Source organism: Amycolatopsis sp. NPDC047767 (genome assembly GCF_040704195.1).
Lineage (GTDB): Bacteria > Actinomycetota > Actinomycetes > Mycobacteriales > Pseudonocardiaceae > Amycolatopsis.
Map to the genome: position 1 here is coordinate 61,259 of NZ_JBEYSJ010000030.1, position 15,401 is coordinate 76,659.

The window sequence follows — 15,401 nt, forward strand, 5'->3', positions numbered from 1 at the left end:
TATTGCTTCACCTATCGAATTTCGATAGATTCCCATCGTAACTCGATGGGAGGATGGCCCTGTGGGAAAGCTGGCAGTGAACGCACTGCGCACGGTGCTCGCGGTGGTGCTCACCGGAACCGTGCTGATCCAGGTGCTGATGGTGTGGGTGCTGATCACCGGGAGCGATCCGGAGGACGGGAAGCTGCCGTTGACCGCGCTGCGCCTCGTGACGATCGTCGGCCTGGTGACGGTGCAGGTCGCGGTGGTCTGCGTGTGGCGGCTGGTGACGATGGTGCGCCGCGGCACGGTGTTCTCGCCTGCCGCCTTCCGCTACGTCGACATCGTCATCGGCGCGATCGTCGCGGCGGCCCTCGTGTGGTTCACGGTCACGGCCATCAACGCCCCCGGCCAGCGCGACGACCCCGGCGTCACCCTCATCATGGGCGGCATCGGCGTGGCCATCCTGGGCGTCGCGCTCATCGTGCTGGTGCTCCGCATGCTCCTGGCCCAGGCCGTCGCCCGCGACGTCGAGGCCACGCAGCTCCAGGCCGAGCTCGACGAGGTGATCTGATGCCCATCGCCGTCGACATCGACGTGATGCTGGCCCGGCGCAAGATGTCGGTCGGCGAACTCGCGGAGCGGGTGGGGATCACGCCGGCGAACCTGGCGGTGCTGAAGAACGGCCGCGCCAAGGCCGTGCGCTTTGCGACGCTGGCGGCGCTTTGTGAGGTGCTGGAGTGTCAGCCGGGTGATCTGCTGCGGTGGGAGGCCGAGGTGGCTCAGGCGGGCGTGAAAACGCCTGGTGGCACGGGTTAGCGGCGTTGGCGTGCCCGGCCGGTCAAGTGGGCCACGGCGGCGCCGATGCCCAGAAGCAGGCCCAGGGCGACGAGGTAGGGGCCGAACGTCAGAGCGACGTCGGCGCCGATGTTCGCTCCGGTTCCGGAGTCGGCCTGGTAGCTGATGGATCCGACGGACAGCACCACTGCTCCGGCCGTGATCACGACGATTGAGCCCAGGCCAAGGCCCTTCGTCGTGCCTGTCATGGAGTGTCGTCTGCCTGGGATCGGGGTTGCACGCCCGACACCCGAGGGCGAGCCACAACGGCGTCATGATCCTCCGCTGCGCCCGGCCTCGCTTGAGCACAAATCGCGCGCCGACGCCGGGACCGCAGGCCCCGCCCTCTGGCGGGTTCCAGGAGTGGTTGCAACACCGGAGTGGTCACGGGTTGTTCATGGCTTGAGGGTGTCGGGATCGAGCCGTGCTGGTGAGGGTTCGGGTTTCGTCTGAGTGCGGCAGGTGTCTGGCGGTGGAGTGGCCGCTTGCTTTGCGCTGGTGGATACAGGTGGAGTCGGGAAGAGGTTCGGTGGGTGGGGATCATTGATCGGACGGTGAAGCGGTGGTGGGCCGAGGCCGTGACAGCCGCCATAGTTGCTGATGGTGTCTGCCCGGTTTCTGAGCTTGGCCGAGCGGATCCTGATCGCTGGTCGGGTCCGCCGGCCGGGGGTGTCGCTCGGGTTTGGGGAAGGCAACTTGATCCTGGGTGCGTTCAACCGCTGCGCCCCGGTTCCATTCTATCGGCGGGGGCCGACGAAAACGGTGGTCGAGGCCGTGAGGGGCCGAGTTGTCCACAGGGGAGCCGAGTTGTGGATAAGTCGGGGGTTTGGGCGGAGGCGGCGGAGGGGCCGGGCGTCGGCGGCATTAACCTGGGGGACGTGAACAGCAGCAACAGCAGCACGGAAACCCCCCGCTTCGAGCCGGTCACCGATGCCGACCGGGAGATCATCAGGGAGCAGCTCGGGCGTCCGCCGCGTGCGTTGCGGGCCGTGGCGGCGCGGTGTCCGAGCGGGCACCCGTCGGTGGTGCAGACGAGCCCGCGGCTCGAGAACGGCACCCCGTTCCCCACGCTGTACTACTTGACGTGCCCGCGGCTGACGTCGCTCGTCGGCACGCTGGAGGCGTCCGGCGTGATGAAGGAGATGACCGCGCGGCTCGAGACCGACCCGGAGCTCGCCGCGGCGTACCTGCGCACCCACGAGGCCTACCTCGCCGAGCGCGACGCCATCGAGTCCCTCGGCACGCAGGTCACCGCCGGCGGCATGCCGGGGCGCGTGAAGTGCCTTCACGTCCACCTCGCCCACACCCTCGCCGCCGGCCCGGGCGTCAACCCCTTCGGCGACGAGACCCTCGCCTGGCTTCACGCCCAGGGCTGGCCGTCGGGCGAGTGCACCGCTGCCGAATCCGCCGCCGACGAGGGGTAACGCTCCCGTCTCGTGTGCAGATAGTCCGGACAGGCGGGCAGTTACTGCATCTGTGGGTTCCCGTACGGGTGACCCGCCGCCAAGCTGAGTACGGAATCTTCACACGACGTAGGCAACCATCGGGCTCACCACCGGGTGACCCCGAGGAGGGTTCGAACCATGCGGGCGCCACGCGGACTCGGGCACATTGCCCGCAAGCTCCGCACTGGACCCCACGCCGACGCCACCCGCGCCCCGGCTCCGGCCGAAGCCGAGGCGAACGATGTGGAAGGTCGCGGCCACGACCTCGGTGTGGACGCCGCGGATCTCCGTGAGCCCGAAGCGGACGTTGCCGAGGTCGAAGCAGACGGAGAACCCGAAGCCCAAGCTGAAGTCGCTCACCCTGGAGTGGCTGAAGGCGCTGAAGAGACTGCAGCTGAATCATCCGAAGCTTCGCGCGCTCAGGACGGCGAAGGCGCTCGTCGCGAGTCGGCTGAAGGCACCGCGGTTCGAGACGAACCGCTCGACGAAGCTTCAGCTGCGGCCGCAGGGATTGGAGCCGCGCGCGCCGAAGCGAGCGAAGCCGACGCGGCCCAGGCTGAGACGGGCGCAGCTGAGCATGCTCAGGGCGAAGTCGTCGAAGCCGAAGAAGACGGCGGAGCAGCCCAGGCCGAAGCGGGCAAGATCGGCAACGCTAGCGCCGAAGTAGCCGGCGATACTGAGCCCGCGGGATCTGACAACGAGCCGGGCGCACACGGCGGCGAGGCTCAGGCTGAACCGGGCGAAATCGGCGAAGCTCGTGCCGGGGTGGCCAGCGGAAACGATGTGGCTCCTGACGTTGAGCCCGAAGCGCAGGGTGGCGAGGCTCCGGCTGCGGCGGGCGGAGTCGCCGAAGGCGTCGAAGCCGCTGAAGAAGGTGAAGTCGGCGCTGCTGCCGAAGTAGGCGAAGCAGAAGCACGAGGAGTTGAGGCGGGCGAAGCAGAAGCAGCGGATGCAGAAACCCCAGACAGACCCCGCCGCTGGTCGAGGCCGGGCCAAGCGCCCCGGGGGCCGAGAAGTCTGCGCGTCGCGACGAGGAAAGCCCGGTATCGCGGCCGCAAGGTCACCGCTGAGCATCGGAACGTCGTGTCCGTCGCCGTGGGGGTGTTGGCGGTCGTGCCGGCGATTGCGTTGACGGTGGCCGTCGGTGCGTGGACGGCCGGGTTGCCGACGACCCACACCAAAAACGTGGCGCTCGAACAGGGTTACGACCCCCAGAACCCCCAGGTGGAAAAGGTCGCGGTCGACGGGAGCTTGCCCGATTCGCCCGTTCCGCTGCCGTTGCCGGCGTACGAGTTGCCCAACGGGCCCCTCGGGATTCCGACCACGGCGTTGGCCGCGTATCACAACGCGGCCGACATCCTCGCCCACAAGCAGCCGAACTGTCACATCGACTGGGCGCTGGTGGCCAGCATCGGGCGGATCGAGTCCAACCACGCGCGGGGTGGTTATGTCGACGCGGCGGGTACGGCGCTCGAACCGATCCTCGGGCCGGAGCTCAACGGGAGCGGGCCGTTCGCGGCGATTCCCGACACCGACGGGGGCGTGCTGGACCACGACACCGTCTGGGATCGCGCCGTCGGCCCGGCGCAGTTCATCCCCGCGACGTGGCGCGAGTACGCGTCCGACGGGAACGGCGACGGCGCGGCCGACCCGGAGAACCTGTTCGACGCCTCGCTGGCCACGGCGCGCTACCTCTGCTCCGGTGGGCTGGACGTCGCGAACCCGGACCAGCTGCGCACGGCGATCTACCGCTACAACAACTCCGACGTCTACGTGAACACCGTCATCCTCTGGGCCGAGGCCTACCGCAACGGCGTCGCGCCGTTGCCGGACAGCCAGATTCCCGTCGGGGCGCCCAATGCGGGTGTGAATCCGCCGCCGCCCGCCGTGCCGCCGCCTCCGGTGTCGGGTGCGCCGCCGAGTGGGCCGCCGCCGGTGTCGTTGCCGCCGAGTGGGAGCCCGAGCAGCAGCACCACCACGTCGACAGAGACGACCACCAGCACCTCGCCGACCTGCGTCAGCAGCACCACAGCCGACAGCACGCCGGCGACCACACCCGAAAGCCCGAGCACGAGCCCGACGACCACCCCGAGCCTTCCGCCGTGTGGCCAGGAAAGCTCCGCTCCGCCGGACGGCAGCAGCGACTCACCGACCCCGACGAGCAACGCCCCAGCGTCCTGACCTCGACCCAGTAAGGTCGACGCCATGCCTCGTGTAGCCGCGATCGACTGTGGGACCAACTCCATCCGCCTGCTCGTCGCCGAGCTGACGCCGCGCCACGACGGCACGGTCGACTTGCGCGACCTGCACCGCGAGATGCGCATCGTGCGCCTCGGCCAAGGCGTCGACGCCACCGGCCGCCTCGCGCCGGAAGCGCTGGAGCGGACGCGGAAAGCCCTCGCCGACTACACGATCGCGGCGCGGCGCAAGGGCGTCGAAAAGGTCCGGATGGTCGCCACCTCCGCCACCCGGGACGCCAGCAACCGCGACGAGTTCTTCGCCATGACACGCGAGACGCTCGGCGTCGAGGCCGAAGTGATCAGCGGCGACGAGGAAGCGCGCCTGTCCTTCACCGGTGCCGTCGGGGAGCAGGACCCGGACGACGGGCCCTTCGTGGTCGTCGACGTCGGCGGCGGCTCGACCGAACTGGTCCTCGGCACCTGGGACGGCCGGCGCGCCGAGGTGCTCGCGGCCAAGTCCGTCGACATCGGCTGCGTCCGCATCACCGAGCGTGACCTCAAGGGCGACCCGCCCACCCCGGAGGAGATCACCCGGGCGAAAACCACCGCCGAGACCATCCTCCAAGAGGCCTTCGACGTCGTCGACGTGGCCAAGGCCCAGACGTGGATCGGGGTCGCCGGCACGGTGACCACGTTGTCAGCGGTCGCCCAGGAGCTGCCCGAGTACGACTCCGAGCGCACCCACCTGTCGAAGCTCTCCCACGCCCAGATCGACAGCCTCGCGACGAGCCTGCTGGCGGCCGACCGGGCCACCCGCGCGGCCAACCCCGTGATCCATCCGGGCCGGGTGGACGTGATCGGCGGGGGTGCGGTGATCGTGCAGGTACTGGCCGAGCAGCTCGCGAAACGCGGTGGTCCGGACCAGCTGGTTGTCAGCGAACACGACATCCTCGACGGAATCGCGCTGTCTCTCGCCTGAGCGGAGCAGCGCGGGCACACTCGGTGATCAACACGACGTTGGTCGTACTCTGGCCGGGTGAGCGACAAGGTTGTCACTCATTTGCAACCGAGCGATCTGGTTACAAACCGCCAATAGCCCGATAACCTCCATCTCACTTTTCGGGAACACGAGATGGAGGGGAAACATGCGGCGTTCACGCAGGCTCTGGGGAGCCGCCGCGGTGGTGACAACCTTGTCATTGGTCCTGGCCGCGTGCGGTGGTGGCTCCAGCAGTAGCGGGTCGTCCGGTGAGGTGGATCCCAACGGGACCTTCACCGTCTACGGCACCGAGCCGCAGAACACCCTGATCCCCACGAACACCAATGAGCTGGGTGGCTCGAAGGCCGTCGACGCGATGTTCGCCGAGCTGGTCGCGTTCAAGGGTGACAACGCACAGCCCTACAACCAGATGGCCGAGTCGATCACCACGACCGACTCCAAGGTCTTCGACATCAAGATCAAGCAGGGCTGGAAGTTCCACGACGGCACCGAGGTCAAGGCGAAGAACTTCGTCGACGCCTGGAACTACGGCGCCTACTCGCCCAACGGGCAGATCAACAGCACGTTCTTCGAGAACATCCAGGGCTACGACGACGTCCACCCGGCCGACGACAACGCCAAGCCGACCACGGACAAGATGTCCGGCCTGGTCGTGAAGGGCGACTACGAGTTCCAGGTGACGCTGAAGGCGCCGTTCTCGGTCTTCGCCACCAAGATCGGCTACACGGCCTTCGCGCCGCTGCCCGACGTGTTCTTCAAGGACCCCAAGGCCTTCGCGCAGCACCCGATCGGCAACGGCCCGATGAAGTTCGTCAGCCGCACGCCGAACGTCGACATCAAGCTGACGCGCAACGACGACTACAAGGGCCAGGACAAGGTCAAGTTCAAGGACCTGGACATCAAGATCTATGCGAGCCAGGAAACCGCGTACCAGGACCTGCTGAGCAACAAGCTCGACTTCATCGAGACGCTCCCGCCCAGTGCCCTGGCCGGCAGCAAGTACAAGACCGACCTCAAGGACAACCTGGTCACCGGCCACCTGCTCGGCATCAGCACCATCGCCGTGCCGTACTACGTGCCCGGCTACGACAACCTCGACCTGCGCAAGGCCATCTCCATGGCGATCGACCGCGCGCAGATCACCAAGACCGTCATGAACGACACGTACGTGCCGGCCGACGGTTACGTCTCGCAGGGCATCGAGGGCTACCGCCCGGCGGTGTGCGAGTTCTGCAAGTTCGACCCGACGGCGGCCAAGGCGGCGTTCGCGAAGTCCGGCTTCAAGGGCAAGCTCACCATCGCCTCCAACGCCGACGGTGGCCGCAAGGAGCCGCTGGTGGCCGCGTGCAACAGCATCAAGAACGTGCTCGGAGTCGAGTGCGACTTCGTGCCGGCCACGGACTTCGGCCAGTGGCGCAGCATCGTGACGGGCCACAAGCTGACCGGCATGGGCCGCTCGGACTGGTCGGCCGACTACCCGTCGATCGAGGACTTCCTGAACCCGATCTACCGCACGGGCGCCTCGTCGAACGACTCGGTCTACTCCAACCCGGCCGTGGACCAGCTCCTGGAGCAGGCCGACTCCACGCCGGACAAGGACGCCGCGATCAAGATCTACCAGCAGGCCGAGGACGCCATCGCCAAGGACCTGCCGTCGATCCCGGTCTGGGACGAGAAGGGTGTGGCCGCGAAGTCCAAGCACACCAAGACCGTGACGCTCGACTTCCGCCGCCGCGCCGACTACTCGTCGGTCGAGGTCACCAAGTGACGCGCTGAGAAAGACGTCCCACCACCAAGGCAGCCGCGGACCGTCTCACCAGGACGGTCCGCGGCTCGCCCGGCGCGCACTCCTAGGAACTGACGCATGATTCGCTACGTCCTGCGACGCCTGCTCCAGCTGATCCCGGTGTTCTTCGGAACGACCTTCCTGATCTACGTGCTGGTGTGGGCCGTCCCGGGTGATCCCTTCTCCGGCAAGTGCGGTCAGACGGCCTGCCCCCAGGCCTACGTCGACCTGATGACCGAGAAGTTCCACCTGAACGACAACCTGATCCTCCAGTACCTCAAGTACCTCGGCAGCCTGTTCACGGGCGACTGGGGCGAGACCTTCAACGGCACCTCCGTCGGCGAGCTGATCGCCACCTCCTACCCGATCACGCTGCGCCTGGCGCTCATCGCGGTGCTCATCGAGGCCGTGATCGGCCTGACCGCGGGTGTCCTGACCGGCCTGCGCGGCAAGGGTTTCCTCGACAACCTGGTGCTGGTCTCGACCACTTTCCTGATCTCGCTCCCGGTGTTCGTCACGGCGATCGTGCTGCAGCTGGTGCTCGGCACCGAGCTCGGCATCATCGACACGAGCGTGTCGGACAACCCCGGCTTCGGCGAGCTGATTGTGCCCGGCATCGCGCTGGGCAGCCTCTCGATGGCGTACGTCGCACGGCTCACGAGAACGTCGATCGCCGAGAACCGCCACGCCGACTACATCCGCACGGCCATCGCGAAGGGCCAGCCCAACAGCCGCGTGGTCGGCGTGCACCTGCTGCGCAACTCGGTGATCCCGGTGCTGACGTTCCTCGGCACCGACCTGGGTGCGCTGATGGGCGGCGCGATCGTGACCGAGGGCGTGTTCAACATCAACGGCCTGGGCGGGCTCATCTTCCGCGGCATCCAGAACCGCGAGAGCGCCACCGTCGTGGGCGTCGTGGTGCTGCTCGTGCTCGTGTACCTGCTGATGAGCCTGATCGTGGACCTGCTCTACGCCGTTCTCGACCCGAGGATCCGCTATGACTGACCCCAACCTCGTCGGAGGCACGGCTGTCGACGCGGCGGAGCTGTCGCGCATCGACGACTCCGCGACCGAGACGAAGAAGCCCCGCAGCCTGTGGGGTGACGCCTGGCGCCAGCTGCGCCGCAAGCCGGCGTTCGTGATCTCCGCGGTGATCATCCTGTTCATCGTGCTCATCGCGATCGCGCCGGGCCTGTTCGCGCACGGTGACCCCGGGCTGGGCGACCTGACGAAGGCCAACCAGGGCCCGTCGTCCGAGGCGTGGTTCGGCTATGACAACCAGGGTTACAACGTCTACACCCGCACGATCTACGGCGCCCGCGCGTCGCTGCTGGTCGGCGTGTTCGCGACGATCCTGACGGTGGTGTTCGGCTCGCTGGTCGGCATCCTCGCGGGCTACTACGGCCGCCTGATCGACAGCCTGCTCTCGCGGCTGGGCGACATCTTCGCCGGCCTGCCGTTCGTGCTCGGCGCGATCGTCATCCTCACGACGTTCAACGCGCCCGGCTCCAACCCCGGCGCGGTGACGATCATCGTGCAGGTGGTCTGCTCCATCGCCGTGCTGACCTGGCCGGTCGCCATGCGCATCATGCGTTCGGCGACGCTGGTCGCGAAGCAGCTCGACTACGTGAAGGCCGCCCGGGCGCTGGGCGCCAGCACGCCGCGCATCGTGTTCCGGCACCTGCTGCCCAACACGCTCGCGCCGGTGCTGGTCTACGCCACCATCGCGCTCGGCGCGGCCATCGGTGCCGAGGCGACGCTCGCGTACCTCGGCATCGGCGTGCGGCCGCCGGTGATCTCGTGGGGCGTGATGATCAGCGACTCGCGCGATTACTTCCGGGCCGACCCGCACATGCTCTTGTTCCCCGGTGCGTTCGTCACCATCACCGTGCTCGCGTTCGTGATGCTCGGTGACGGGATCCGCGACGCGCTCGACCCGAAGTCGAGGTAACCCGCCGATGTCCGAACCAACGAACGAGCTGCTGCTCGAGGTCGAAGACCTCCAGGTGGAGTTCCGCACGGCCGACGGCGTCGCCAACGTGCTCAACGGTGTGAGCTACTCCGTGCACGCCGGCGAAACCCTTGCCGTACTGGGTGAATCCGGCTCCGGCAAGAGCGTGACCGCGCAGACCATCATGGGCATCCTCGACATGCCGCCGGGGGTGATCACCGGAGGTTCGATCCGCTACCGCGGCGAGGACCTGCTCACGGCCACGCCCGAACGGCGGCGCGAGCTGCGCGGCACCGAGATCGCGATGATCTTCCAGGACGCGCTCTCGGCCCTGAACCCCGTGTTCACCGTCGGGTTCCAGATCGAGGAGCAGCTGCGCGTGCGCCAGGGGATGTCCAAACAGGACGCCCGCAAGCGCGCGATCGAGCTGCTGGACCTGGTGCGCATCCCGGCCGCCGCGCGGCGGGTGAAGGACTACCCGCACCAGTTCTCGGGCGGCATGCGCCAGCGCGCGATGATCGCGATGTCGCTGGCGCTCGACCCCGTGCTGCTGATCGCGGACGAGCCGACCACGGCACTCGACGTGACCGTGCAGGCCCAGATCATGGACCTGCTCGGCGAGATCCAGCGTGAACGGCAGATGGGGCTCGTCCTCATCACCCACGACCTGGGTGTGGTCGCGGAGGTCGCCGACCGGATCGCCGTGATGTACGCGGGCCGGATCGTGGAGCAGGCCGACGTGCACGAGCTGTTCAAGTCGCCGGGCCACCCGTACACGGCGGCGCTGATGGACTCGCTGCCGCGGCTGGACCTCAAGGGGCAGACGCTGGAGACCATCAAGGGCCTGCCGCCGAGCCTGCTCGACATCCCTTCGGGTTGTCCGTTCCACCCGCGGTGCAAGCGGGCGGAGCAACGCTGTTCGGAGGAACGGCCGTCGTTGCACAGCCTCGGTTTCGGCCGGGTCAGTGCGTGTCACTTCGCCGAAGAGGTGGTGGGAAGCCGTGGCTGAGCCGATTCTCAGGGTGCAGGAGCTGGTGAAGCACTTCCCGGTGCGCCAGGGCGTGCTGTTCAAGCGCACCATCGGGCACGTCAAGGCCGTCGACGGTGTCTCGTTCGACCTGGCGCCGGGCGAGACGCTCGGCGTGGTGGGCGAGTCGGGCTGCGGCAAGTCGACGCTCGCGCAGGTGCTGATGCGCCTGGAGGAGCCGACCGCGGGCGGGGCGACGTTCGAGGGCCGCGACATCTTCAAGCTGCGCGGCGGCGAGCTGCGCCGGCTGCGGCGCGAGATCCAGATCGTGCTGCAGGACCCGTACACGTCGCTGAACCCGCGGATGACCGTCGGCGACATCGTCGGCGAGCCGTTCGAGATCCACACCGAGGTGGCGCCGAAGGGTTCGCGCGCGCAGAAGGTGCGTGAGCTGCTGGAGGTGGTGGGGCTCAACCCCGAGCACCTCAACCGCTACCCGCACCAGTTCTCGGGCGGGCAGCGCCAGCGCATCGGCATCGCGCGGGCGCTCGCGCTGCGGCCGAAGGTGATCATCTGCGACGAGCCGGTGTCCGCTTTGGACGTCTCCATCCAGGCGCAGGTGATGAACCTGCTCGGCGACCTGCAGACGGAGTTCGGGCTGTCGTACGTGTTCATCGCCCACGACCTGTCCGTGGTGCGCCACCTCGCGACGCGCGTGGCCGTGATGTACCTGGGCAAGATCGTGGAGATCGGCACCGAGGACGAGATCTACGAGCGGCCCTCGCACCCGTACACGCAGGCGCTGCTCTCGGCTGTGCCCGTGGCCGACCCGGAGGTGCGCGGGCAGCGGCAGATCATCCGGCTCGAAGGTGACCCGCCGAGCCCGCTCGACCCGCCGTCGGGCTGTCGGTTCCGCACGCGGTGCTGGAAGGCGCAGGACATCTGCGCCACCGAGGACCCCGAGCTGTCGCCGCGCACCGACGGTCACCTCTCGGCGTGCCACTTCGCGGAAGCCCGGTCCGTGGTGCCCTGACTTTAGTCGGGTTCCTCCGCTTGGCGATTGCTGCAACGTGTGTCCGGTATGTACGTTGCATTGTCGGTTTTCGCGTTGGAGGAGGACCCGTGAAGAGACCCAGACTGCTTCTCGCCGTGTTGGCGGTACCCCTGCTCGGTGCGACTGCTTTCGTGCCGGTCGCGTCGGCAGGGGTGTCCGGCCCGGTCACGGAGTTTACGGTGCTGGCGCGTTCGGACGTCGGCGCCGCCGTGGCCGCGGTCGAGGCCGCCGGCGGGACGGTGGTGGCCCGCAACGACGCCGTCGGCCTGATCACGGCTTCGGCGCCGGCTTCGGGCTTCGTGGCGCGGGTGTCGTCCAGCAGCGCGGTGTTCGGCGCGGCCCGGTCGAAGGCGATCGGGTCGGCGCCGCGCGACGGCAAGAAGGCGAAGCACGACGCGGTCGAGAAGGAGGGCCGGGCTTCGGGTTCTTCGGGTTCTTCGGGTGCCAAGCGCGGCGCTTCCGGTACAGACCCGCTGGACGACCAGCTCTGGGGCCTGAAGTCCACCCGGTCGGACCTCGCGCGCACCAAGCAGCCCGGCGACAAGCGCGTGAAGGTCGGCATCATCGACACCGGCGTCGACGCGAGTCACCCGGACATCGCGCCGAACTTCGACCGCGCCGACTCGCGGAACTTCACGCGCGACATCGTGGCGGACGTCAACGGCGCCGTGGTGGACGGCCCGTGTGAGTACCGCGGTTGCGTCGACCCCGCGGACCACGACGACAACGGCCACGGCACCCACGTCGCCGGCACGATCGGCGCGGCGGTGAACGGCTTCGGCGTCTCGGGCGTCGCCCCGGGCGTCTCGCTGGTGAACATCCGCGCCGGCCAGGACTCGGGCTTCTTCTTCCTGCAGCCGACCGTCGACGCGCTGACCTACGCCGGCGACGCGGGCATCGACGTGGTCAACATGAGCTTCTACACCGACCCGTGGCTCTACAACTGCCGCGCCAACCCGGCCGACTCCGCCGAGGAGCAGGCCGAGCAGCGCACCGTCATCGAGGCCACCACGCGCGCGCTGAACTACGCGCACCGCAAGGGCGTTTCGATGGTCGTCGCGCTGGGCAACGAGCACACGGACCTCGGCGCGCCCCTGCCGGACGCCACGAGCCCGGACTACCCGAGCACGGCGGCGCACCCGCGGCAGATCGACAACGCGTCCTGCCTGTCGATGCCCACGGAAGGCCCGCACACGATCGGTGTCGCCGCTTTCGGTCCGTCGCAGGCGAAGGCGGACTACTCCAATTACGGGACCGAGCAGATCTCGGTTTCCGCGCCGGGCGGGTATTACCGGGACGGCTTCGGGACGCCTTGGTTCCAGAAGGTGGAGAACGAGATCCTGTCAGCCTATCCGCGCAACGTGGCCGTGGCCGAGGGGAACGTCGACGCGGCCGGGAACGTGACTCCGGCCGGGGTTGCCGCGGGCGTGCAGAAGGCCGTCGCCCGTGACGGCCGGGTCGGGTACTACCAGTGGCTGCAGGGGACTTCGATGGCCACGCCGCACGCCGCGGGCGTGGCGGCGCTGATCGTTTCGGAGTACGGGAAGAAGTCGGGTTCCGGTTTCGGGATGGACCCGGACGCCGTTCAGCGGGTGTTGGAGGGAACGGCTTCGCCGATCGCCTGCCCGGTGCCACGGACGGTGGACTACCTGGACGAGGGCCGGGACGAGTCGTTCACGGCTACTTGCAACGGGAATGCTGCGTTCAACGGGTTTTACGGTCATGGCGCGGTGGATGCTTACGCGGCTGTGACGCGCGGGGCGAAGTACGTGAAGTAGTCGGTCTTGGTGGGTTGACGGCCCCGTGTCGAGGTTTTCTGCCTTGGCGCGGGGCCGTTCTGTTTGCCGGGATATTGCGGTGAGAATGGGCCGGTGAAAGTCGAGATCGTCCGAGTCGTGGACGCGGCGCGAGGCTTGGTGCGGTTCAGGTCGGCGGCCGGTAGTGCTTCGGGTTTCTGGAAAGGATCAGGGCCGGCGGTGCTCGGGGAGGTGCACGTCGAGCTCGACTTGCCGGCTGAGGTATCGGAGTGGGAAGTCGTTCCGGGCTCGGGTTCGCGCTCGAGGGCGGTCTTCGCGAGGATGCCCAGGCATCGCTGACCGGAGAGGTGCTGGCTGTCGATGACGTCGTCACCCTGCGGGTCGGCGGCGACGTGGTGCTGGTGGAGTTTTCCGGGCCGGTGCCTCGGGTCGGGCAGAGGGTTCGGGTTGCGGCCGCGGAGGTGCACCTCTACCCGTACCGCCTCTGAACTGCAGCCGGAGTGATTCGAGCGTCCCCAGCGGTGAATCGGCAGTAGGGGCATTGACACCACAAACCGGCGCACCCAACGATGGAGCCGGCGCGTCGAGTGCCGCGCCTGGGGGGTGGGGGCTGTGCGTTGTGGTGGGTGGGCCAAGGTGGCCGTGGTCGGGATGGTCGTGGCGGGGCTGATGGCCGGGGCCGGGGCGGCGAACGCCGCGACCACCGTGCCGATCTCCGCGCCCGGGGGCTACGCGAGTGATCCGTCGGGCACGCCGGCCGCGGGGAAGCACACGCGGGCGCTCGGGGCGGTGGTCACGGTGCCGGCCGGGGAGACGCGGTACGTCAGCAGCAAGCTGAACGTCACCGGCGCCGCGCAGGTCACGGAGGTGTCGCACCTCGTGTACTGCCGGCGGCCGGGGCAGACGGTGAACGCGGCGCAGCTGGTGAGCGGGCAGAACGTGCTCGCGAACACCGCGACGACGTTGCTCACCCGCGGGTTCGTGACGGCGCCGGTGGACAGTGCGCTGACGTGCGCGGTGTATGCGCAGTTCGTGAACCACGCGGCGAACGTCAGTGGCCACATCTCGGTGCTGGCGTCGTCGTACCTGCAGGACGTCGATGGGCCCATTGCCGCGGTGAAGCAGACGTTCAACGGCAAGGTGCTGGTGAACTCCTCAGCGACCGCGAACTCCGTCTCATTCACCGCGCCCGCCGGGGCGACGGCCGTGCAGGCGATCGGGGACGTGAACATCACCGTCTGCTACAACGCGGACAACGGGCTCTGCCAACGTTCGGCCGGCGCGCGCATGGACGGCGCGAACTCGCTGGTCGGCACGCAGCTCGTGGTGAACCAGCTCGACGCGAACGGCAACGTCTGCAACACCACCACCAACGGTCCCCTCGCCGGGGTGACCGTGACGAACACCGTCCACCACTTCAAGATCAACACCTGGGTGACGAACGCCCCGATCGTCGCGGCGTGTTCGCGCGATTTCGTGGTGTACACCAGGGTTACCGCCAACGCGGCGCACAACTCGTTCCTGATCGAGGCCAACAACCAGAGCGTCGGCGCGGCTTTCGTGCCCTGAGCCGAGCGCTGCGGCGGGCGGCCGGGGGTTGCACACTGGCGGCATGCGGATCGGTATCGGAATTCCCAACACGGTGCCCGGCACGAGTGGGCCGGTGGTGCTCGAGTGGGCGCGCCGGGCGGAGCGGCGTGGGTTTGGGTTCGTGTCGACGATCGGGCGGGTGGCGTATCCGTCGCTGGACTCGTTGACGGCGCTGGCGGGTGTGGCGGGGGCGACGAGCACCATCGGGCTGGTCACCAACGCGGTGCTGGGGCCGACGTATCCGGACGCGGTGCTGGCGAAGGTGGCCGGGACCGTGGCTTCGTTGGCGGAAGGGCGGCTGACGCTCGGGCTCGGCGTGGGGGCGCGGCGTTCGATCGCCAGTTGAGCTACCTGAAGCGGGCGTGGCGCGGTGAAGCGGTGGCCGAAGGGGATTTCCCGGGCGAGAGCAGGGCCGTGGTGCCGGAGCCGCCGGGGATACCGATCCTGATCGGTGGGCACAGTAAACGCGCGGTGCGGCGGACGGTCGAGCACGCGGCCGGCTGGACGGGCGCCGGTGGTGGGCCGGCGCGAGCGGAGCCGACGGTGAAGGAGATCCGGCAAGCGTGGGCGGAAGCCGGCCGCGGAGGCGAACCGCGGTTGCTGGGGTTGGCGTATTTCTCGACGTCGCAGCCCGAGAGCGGCGACGAGTACCTGCGCTCCTACTACGCGTACGCCGGAGATCACGCCGACACGATCGCCGACGGAGCGGTGCGGACGCCGGAGAAGATCAGGGCCATCGTGCGGGACTTCGAAGCGGCGGGGCTGAACGAGCTCACGTTCACGCCGACCGTGGCGGATCCGGACGAGGTCGACCGGCTGGCCGACCTCGTCCTCTAGACCGAAACGCCCGAAACA

The 15,401-nt window shown here is 68.5% G+C and carries 18 protein-coding genes; 15 read left to right on the forward strand and 3 right to left on the reverse strand.

The genetic code is table 11. The features are described from left to right. Positions 1-61: 61 nt before the first annotated feature. Together AB0878_RS37735 and AB0878_RS37740 are read left to right on the forward strand one after the other, a co-directional pair. Positions 62-553 carry a DUF2975 domain-containing protein gene (locus tag AB0878_RS37735; RefSeq protein WP_366585631.1) on the forward strand — a complete coding sequence of 164 codons (492 nt, stop codon included), beginning with the start codon at positions 62-64 and terminating at the stop codon, positions 551-553. Further along, the gene (locus AB0878_RS37740; RefSeq protein WP_366585633.1) at positions 553-798 is read left to right on the forward strand and encodes a helix-turn-helix transcriptional regulator; all 246 of its coding nucleotides are present in this window, start codon (positions 553-555) and stop codon (positions 796-798) included. Before AB0878_RS37735 ends, AB0878_RS37740 begins: the two co-directional genes overlap by 1 nt. On the opposite strand, the gene AB0878_RS37745 is transcribed toward AB0878_RS37740, so the two are convergent. Then, the gene (locus tag AB0878_RS37745; RefSeq protein ID WP_366585635.1) at positions 795-1,025 is read right to left on the reverse strand and encodes a hypothetical protein; all 231 of its coding nucleotides are present in this window, start codon (positions 1,023-1,025) and stop codon (positions 795-797) included. The genes AB0878_RS37740 and AB0878_RS37745 overlap by 4 nt on opposite strands. 669 nt (positions 1,026-1,694) lie before the next feature. Here AB0878_RS37745 and AB0878_RS37750 point away from each other — a divergent pair. After that, positions 1,695-2,240, forward strand: coding sequence for a DUF501 domain-containing protein (locus AB0878_RS37750; protein WP_366585637.1), 546 nt, complete (start codon positions 1,695-1,697; stop codon positions 2,238-2,240). A gap of 99 nt (positions 2,241-2,339) precedes the next feature. Here the strand turns inward: AB0878_RS37750 and AB0878_RS37755 are convergent, their stop codons facing one another. Further along, positions 2,340-2,621 (reverse strand): hypothetical protein, encoded by a 282-nt coding sequence (locus AB0878_RS37755; protein ID WP_366585639.1) that lies wholly within the window; start codon positions 2,619-2,621, stop codon positions 2,340-2,342. 132 nt (positions 2,622-2,753) lie between these two features. Beyond that, positions 2,754-3,335: a hypothetical protein gene (locus AB0878_RS37760; protein WP_366585641.1), complete on the reverse strand. Its 582-nt coding sequence runs from the start codon at positions 3,333-3,335 to the stop codon at positions 2,754-2,756. Between the two features lie 9 nt (positions 3,336-3,344). Between AB0878_RS37760 and AB0878_RS37765 the strand changes: the two genes are divergently transcribed. The 12 genes from AB0878_RS37765 (at position 3,345) to AB0878_RS37820 (ending at position 15,383) form a co-directional block, all read left to right on the forward strand. Beyond that, positions 3,345-4,442, forward strand: coding sequence for a lytic murein transglycosylase (locus AB0878_RS37765; RefSeq protein WP_366585643.1), 1,098 nt, complete (start codon positions 3,345-3,347; stop codon positions 4,440-4,442). Between the two features lie 24 nt (positions 4,443-4,466). Continuing rightward, entirely contained in the window at positions 4,467-5,420 is a 954-nt protein-coding gene (locus AB0878_RS37770; protein WP_366585645.1) for a Ppx/GppA phosphatase family protein, read from the forward strand. 166 nt (positions 5,421-5,586) lie between these two features. Next, positions 5,587-7,209, forward strand: coding sequence for an ABC transporter substrate-binding protein (locus AB0878_RS37775; protein ID WP_366585647.1), 1,623 nt, complete (start codon positions 5,587-5,589; stop codon positions 7,207-7,209). A 96-nt stretch (positions 7,210-7,305) separates the two neighbouring features. Further along, positions 7,306-8,232 (forward strand): ABC transporter permease, encoded by a 927-nt coding sequence (locus AB0878_RS37780; RefSeq protein WP_366585649.1) that lies wholly within the window; start codon positions 7,306-7,308, stop codon positions 8,230-8,232. Next, positions 8,225-9,178: an ABC transporter permease gene (locus AB0878_RS37785; RefSeq protein WP_366585651.1), complete on the forward strand. Its 954-nt coding sequence runs from the start codon at positions 8,225-8,227 to the stop codon at positions 9,176-9,178. Before AB0878_RS37780 ends, AB0878_RS37785 begins: the two co-directional genes overlap by 8 nt. Before the next feature lie 7 nt (positions 9,179-9,185). Continuing rightward, on the forward strand, positions 9,186-10,187 hold the full coding sequence (locus AB0878_RS37790; protein WP_366585653.1) for an ABC transporter ATP-binding protein: 1,002 nt from the start codon (positions 9,186-9,188) through the stop codon (positions 10,185-10,187). Then, entirely contained in the window at positions 10,180-11,178 is a 999-nt protein-coding gene (locus AB0878_RS37795) for a dipeptide ABC transporter ATP-binding protein (RefSeq protein ID WP_366585655.1), read from the forward strand. Before AB0878_RS37790 ends, AB0878_RS37795 begins: the two co-directional genes overlap by 8 nt. 89 nt (positions 11,179-11,267) lie before the next feature. Beyond that, positions 11,268-12,977 carry a S8 family serine peptidase gene (locus AB0878_RS37800; RefSeq protein WP_366585657.1) on the forward strand — a complete coding sequence of 570 codons (1,710 nt, stop codon included), beginning with the start codon at positions 11,268-11,270 and terminating at the stop codon, positions 12,975-12,977. Positions 12,978-13,225: 248 nt separating this feature from the next. Beyond that, positions 13,226-13,444: a hypothetical protein gene (locus tag AB0878_RS37805; RefSeq protein WP_366585659.1), complete on the forward strand. Its 219-nt coding sequence runs from the start codon at positions 13,226-13,228 to the stop codon at positions 13,442-13,444. Between the two features lie 148 nt (positions 13,445-13,592). Next, on the forward strand, positions 13,593-14,525 hold the full coding sequence (locus AB0878_RS37810) for a hypothetical protein (RefSeq protein ID WP_366585661.1): 933 nt from the start codon (positions 13,593-13,595) through the stop codon (positions 14,523-14,525). Between the two features lie 43 nt (positions 14,526-14,568). Further along, on the forward strand, positions 14,569-14,892 hold the full coding sequence (locus AB0878_RS37815) for an LLM class flavin-dependent oxidoreductase (RefSeq protein WP_366585663.1): 324 nt from the start codon (positions 14,569-14,571) through the stop codon (positions 14,890-14,892). Next, the gene (locus tag AB0878_RS37820; protein WP_366585665.1) at positions 14,889-15,383 is read left to right on the forward strand and encodes an LLM class flavin-dependent oxidoreductase; all 495 of its coding nucleotides are present in this window, start codon (positions 14,889-14,891) and stop codon (positions 15,381-15,383) included. Before AB0878_RS37815 ends, AB0878_RS37820 begins: the two co-directional genes overlap by 4 nt. Positions 15,384-15,401 lie beyond the last annotated feature (18 nt).

What these genes read in the sequence shown, in the direction of transcription:
- AB0878_RS37740 (WP_366585633.1), top strand. Translation starts at nt 553, where the DNA reads ATGCCCATCGCCGTCGACATCGACGTGATGCTGGCCCGGCGCAAGATG.
- AB0878_RS37785 (WP_366585651.1), top strand. Translation starts at nt 8,225, where the DNA reads ATGACTGACCCCAACCTCGTCGGAGGCACGGCTGTCGACGCGGCGGAG.
- AB0878_RS37770 (WP_366585645.1), top strand. Translation starts at nt 4,467, where the DNA reads ATGCCTCGTGTAGCCGCGATCGACTGTGGGACCAACTCCATCCGCCTG.
- AB0878_RS37745 (WP_366585635.1), bottom strand. Translation starts at nt 1,025, where the DNA reads ATGACAGGCACGACGAAGGGCCTTGGCCTGGGCTCAATCGTCGTGATC.
- AB0878_RS37790 (WP_366585653.1), top strand. Translation starts at nt 9,186, where the DNA reads ATGTCCGAACCAACGAACGAGCTGCTGCTCGAGGTCGAAGACCTCCAG.
- AB0878_RS37815 (WP_366585663.1), top strand. Translation starts at nt 14,569, where the DNA reads ATGCGGATCGGTATCGGAATTCCCAACACGGTGCCCGGCACGAGTGGG.
- AB0878_RS37775 (WP_366585647.1), top strand. Translation starts at nt 5,587, where the DNA reads ATGCGGCGTTCACGCAGGCTCTGGGGAGCCGCCGCGGTGGTGACAACC.
- AB0878_RS37780 (WP_366585649.1), top strand. Translation starts at nt 7,306, where the DNA reads ATGATTCGCTACGTCCTGCGACGCCTGCTCCAGCTGATCCCGGTGTTC.
- AB0878_RS37760 (WP_366585641.1), bottom strand. Translation starts at nt 3,335, where the DNA reads ATGCTCAGCGGTGACCTTGCGGCCGCGATACCGGGCTTTCCTCGTCGC.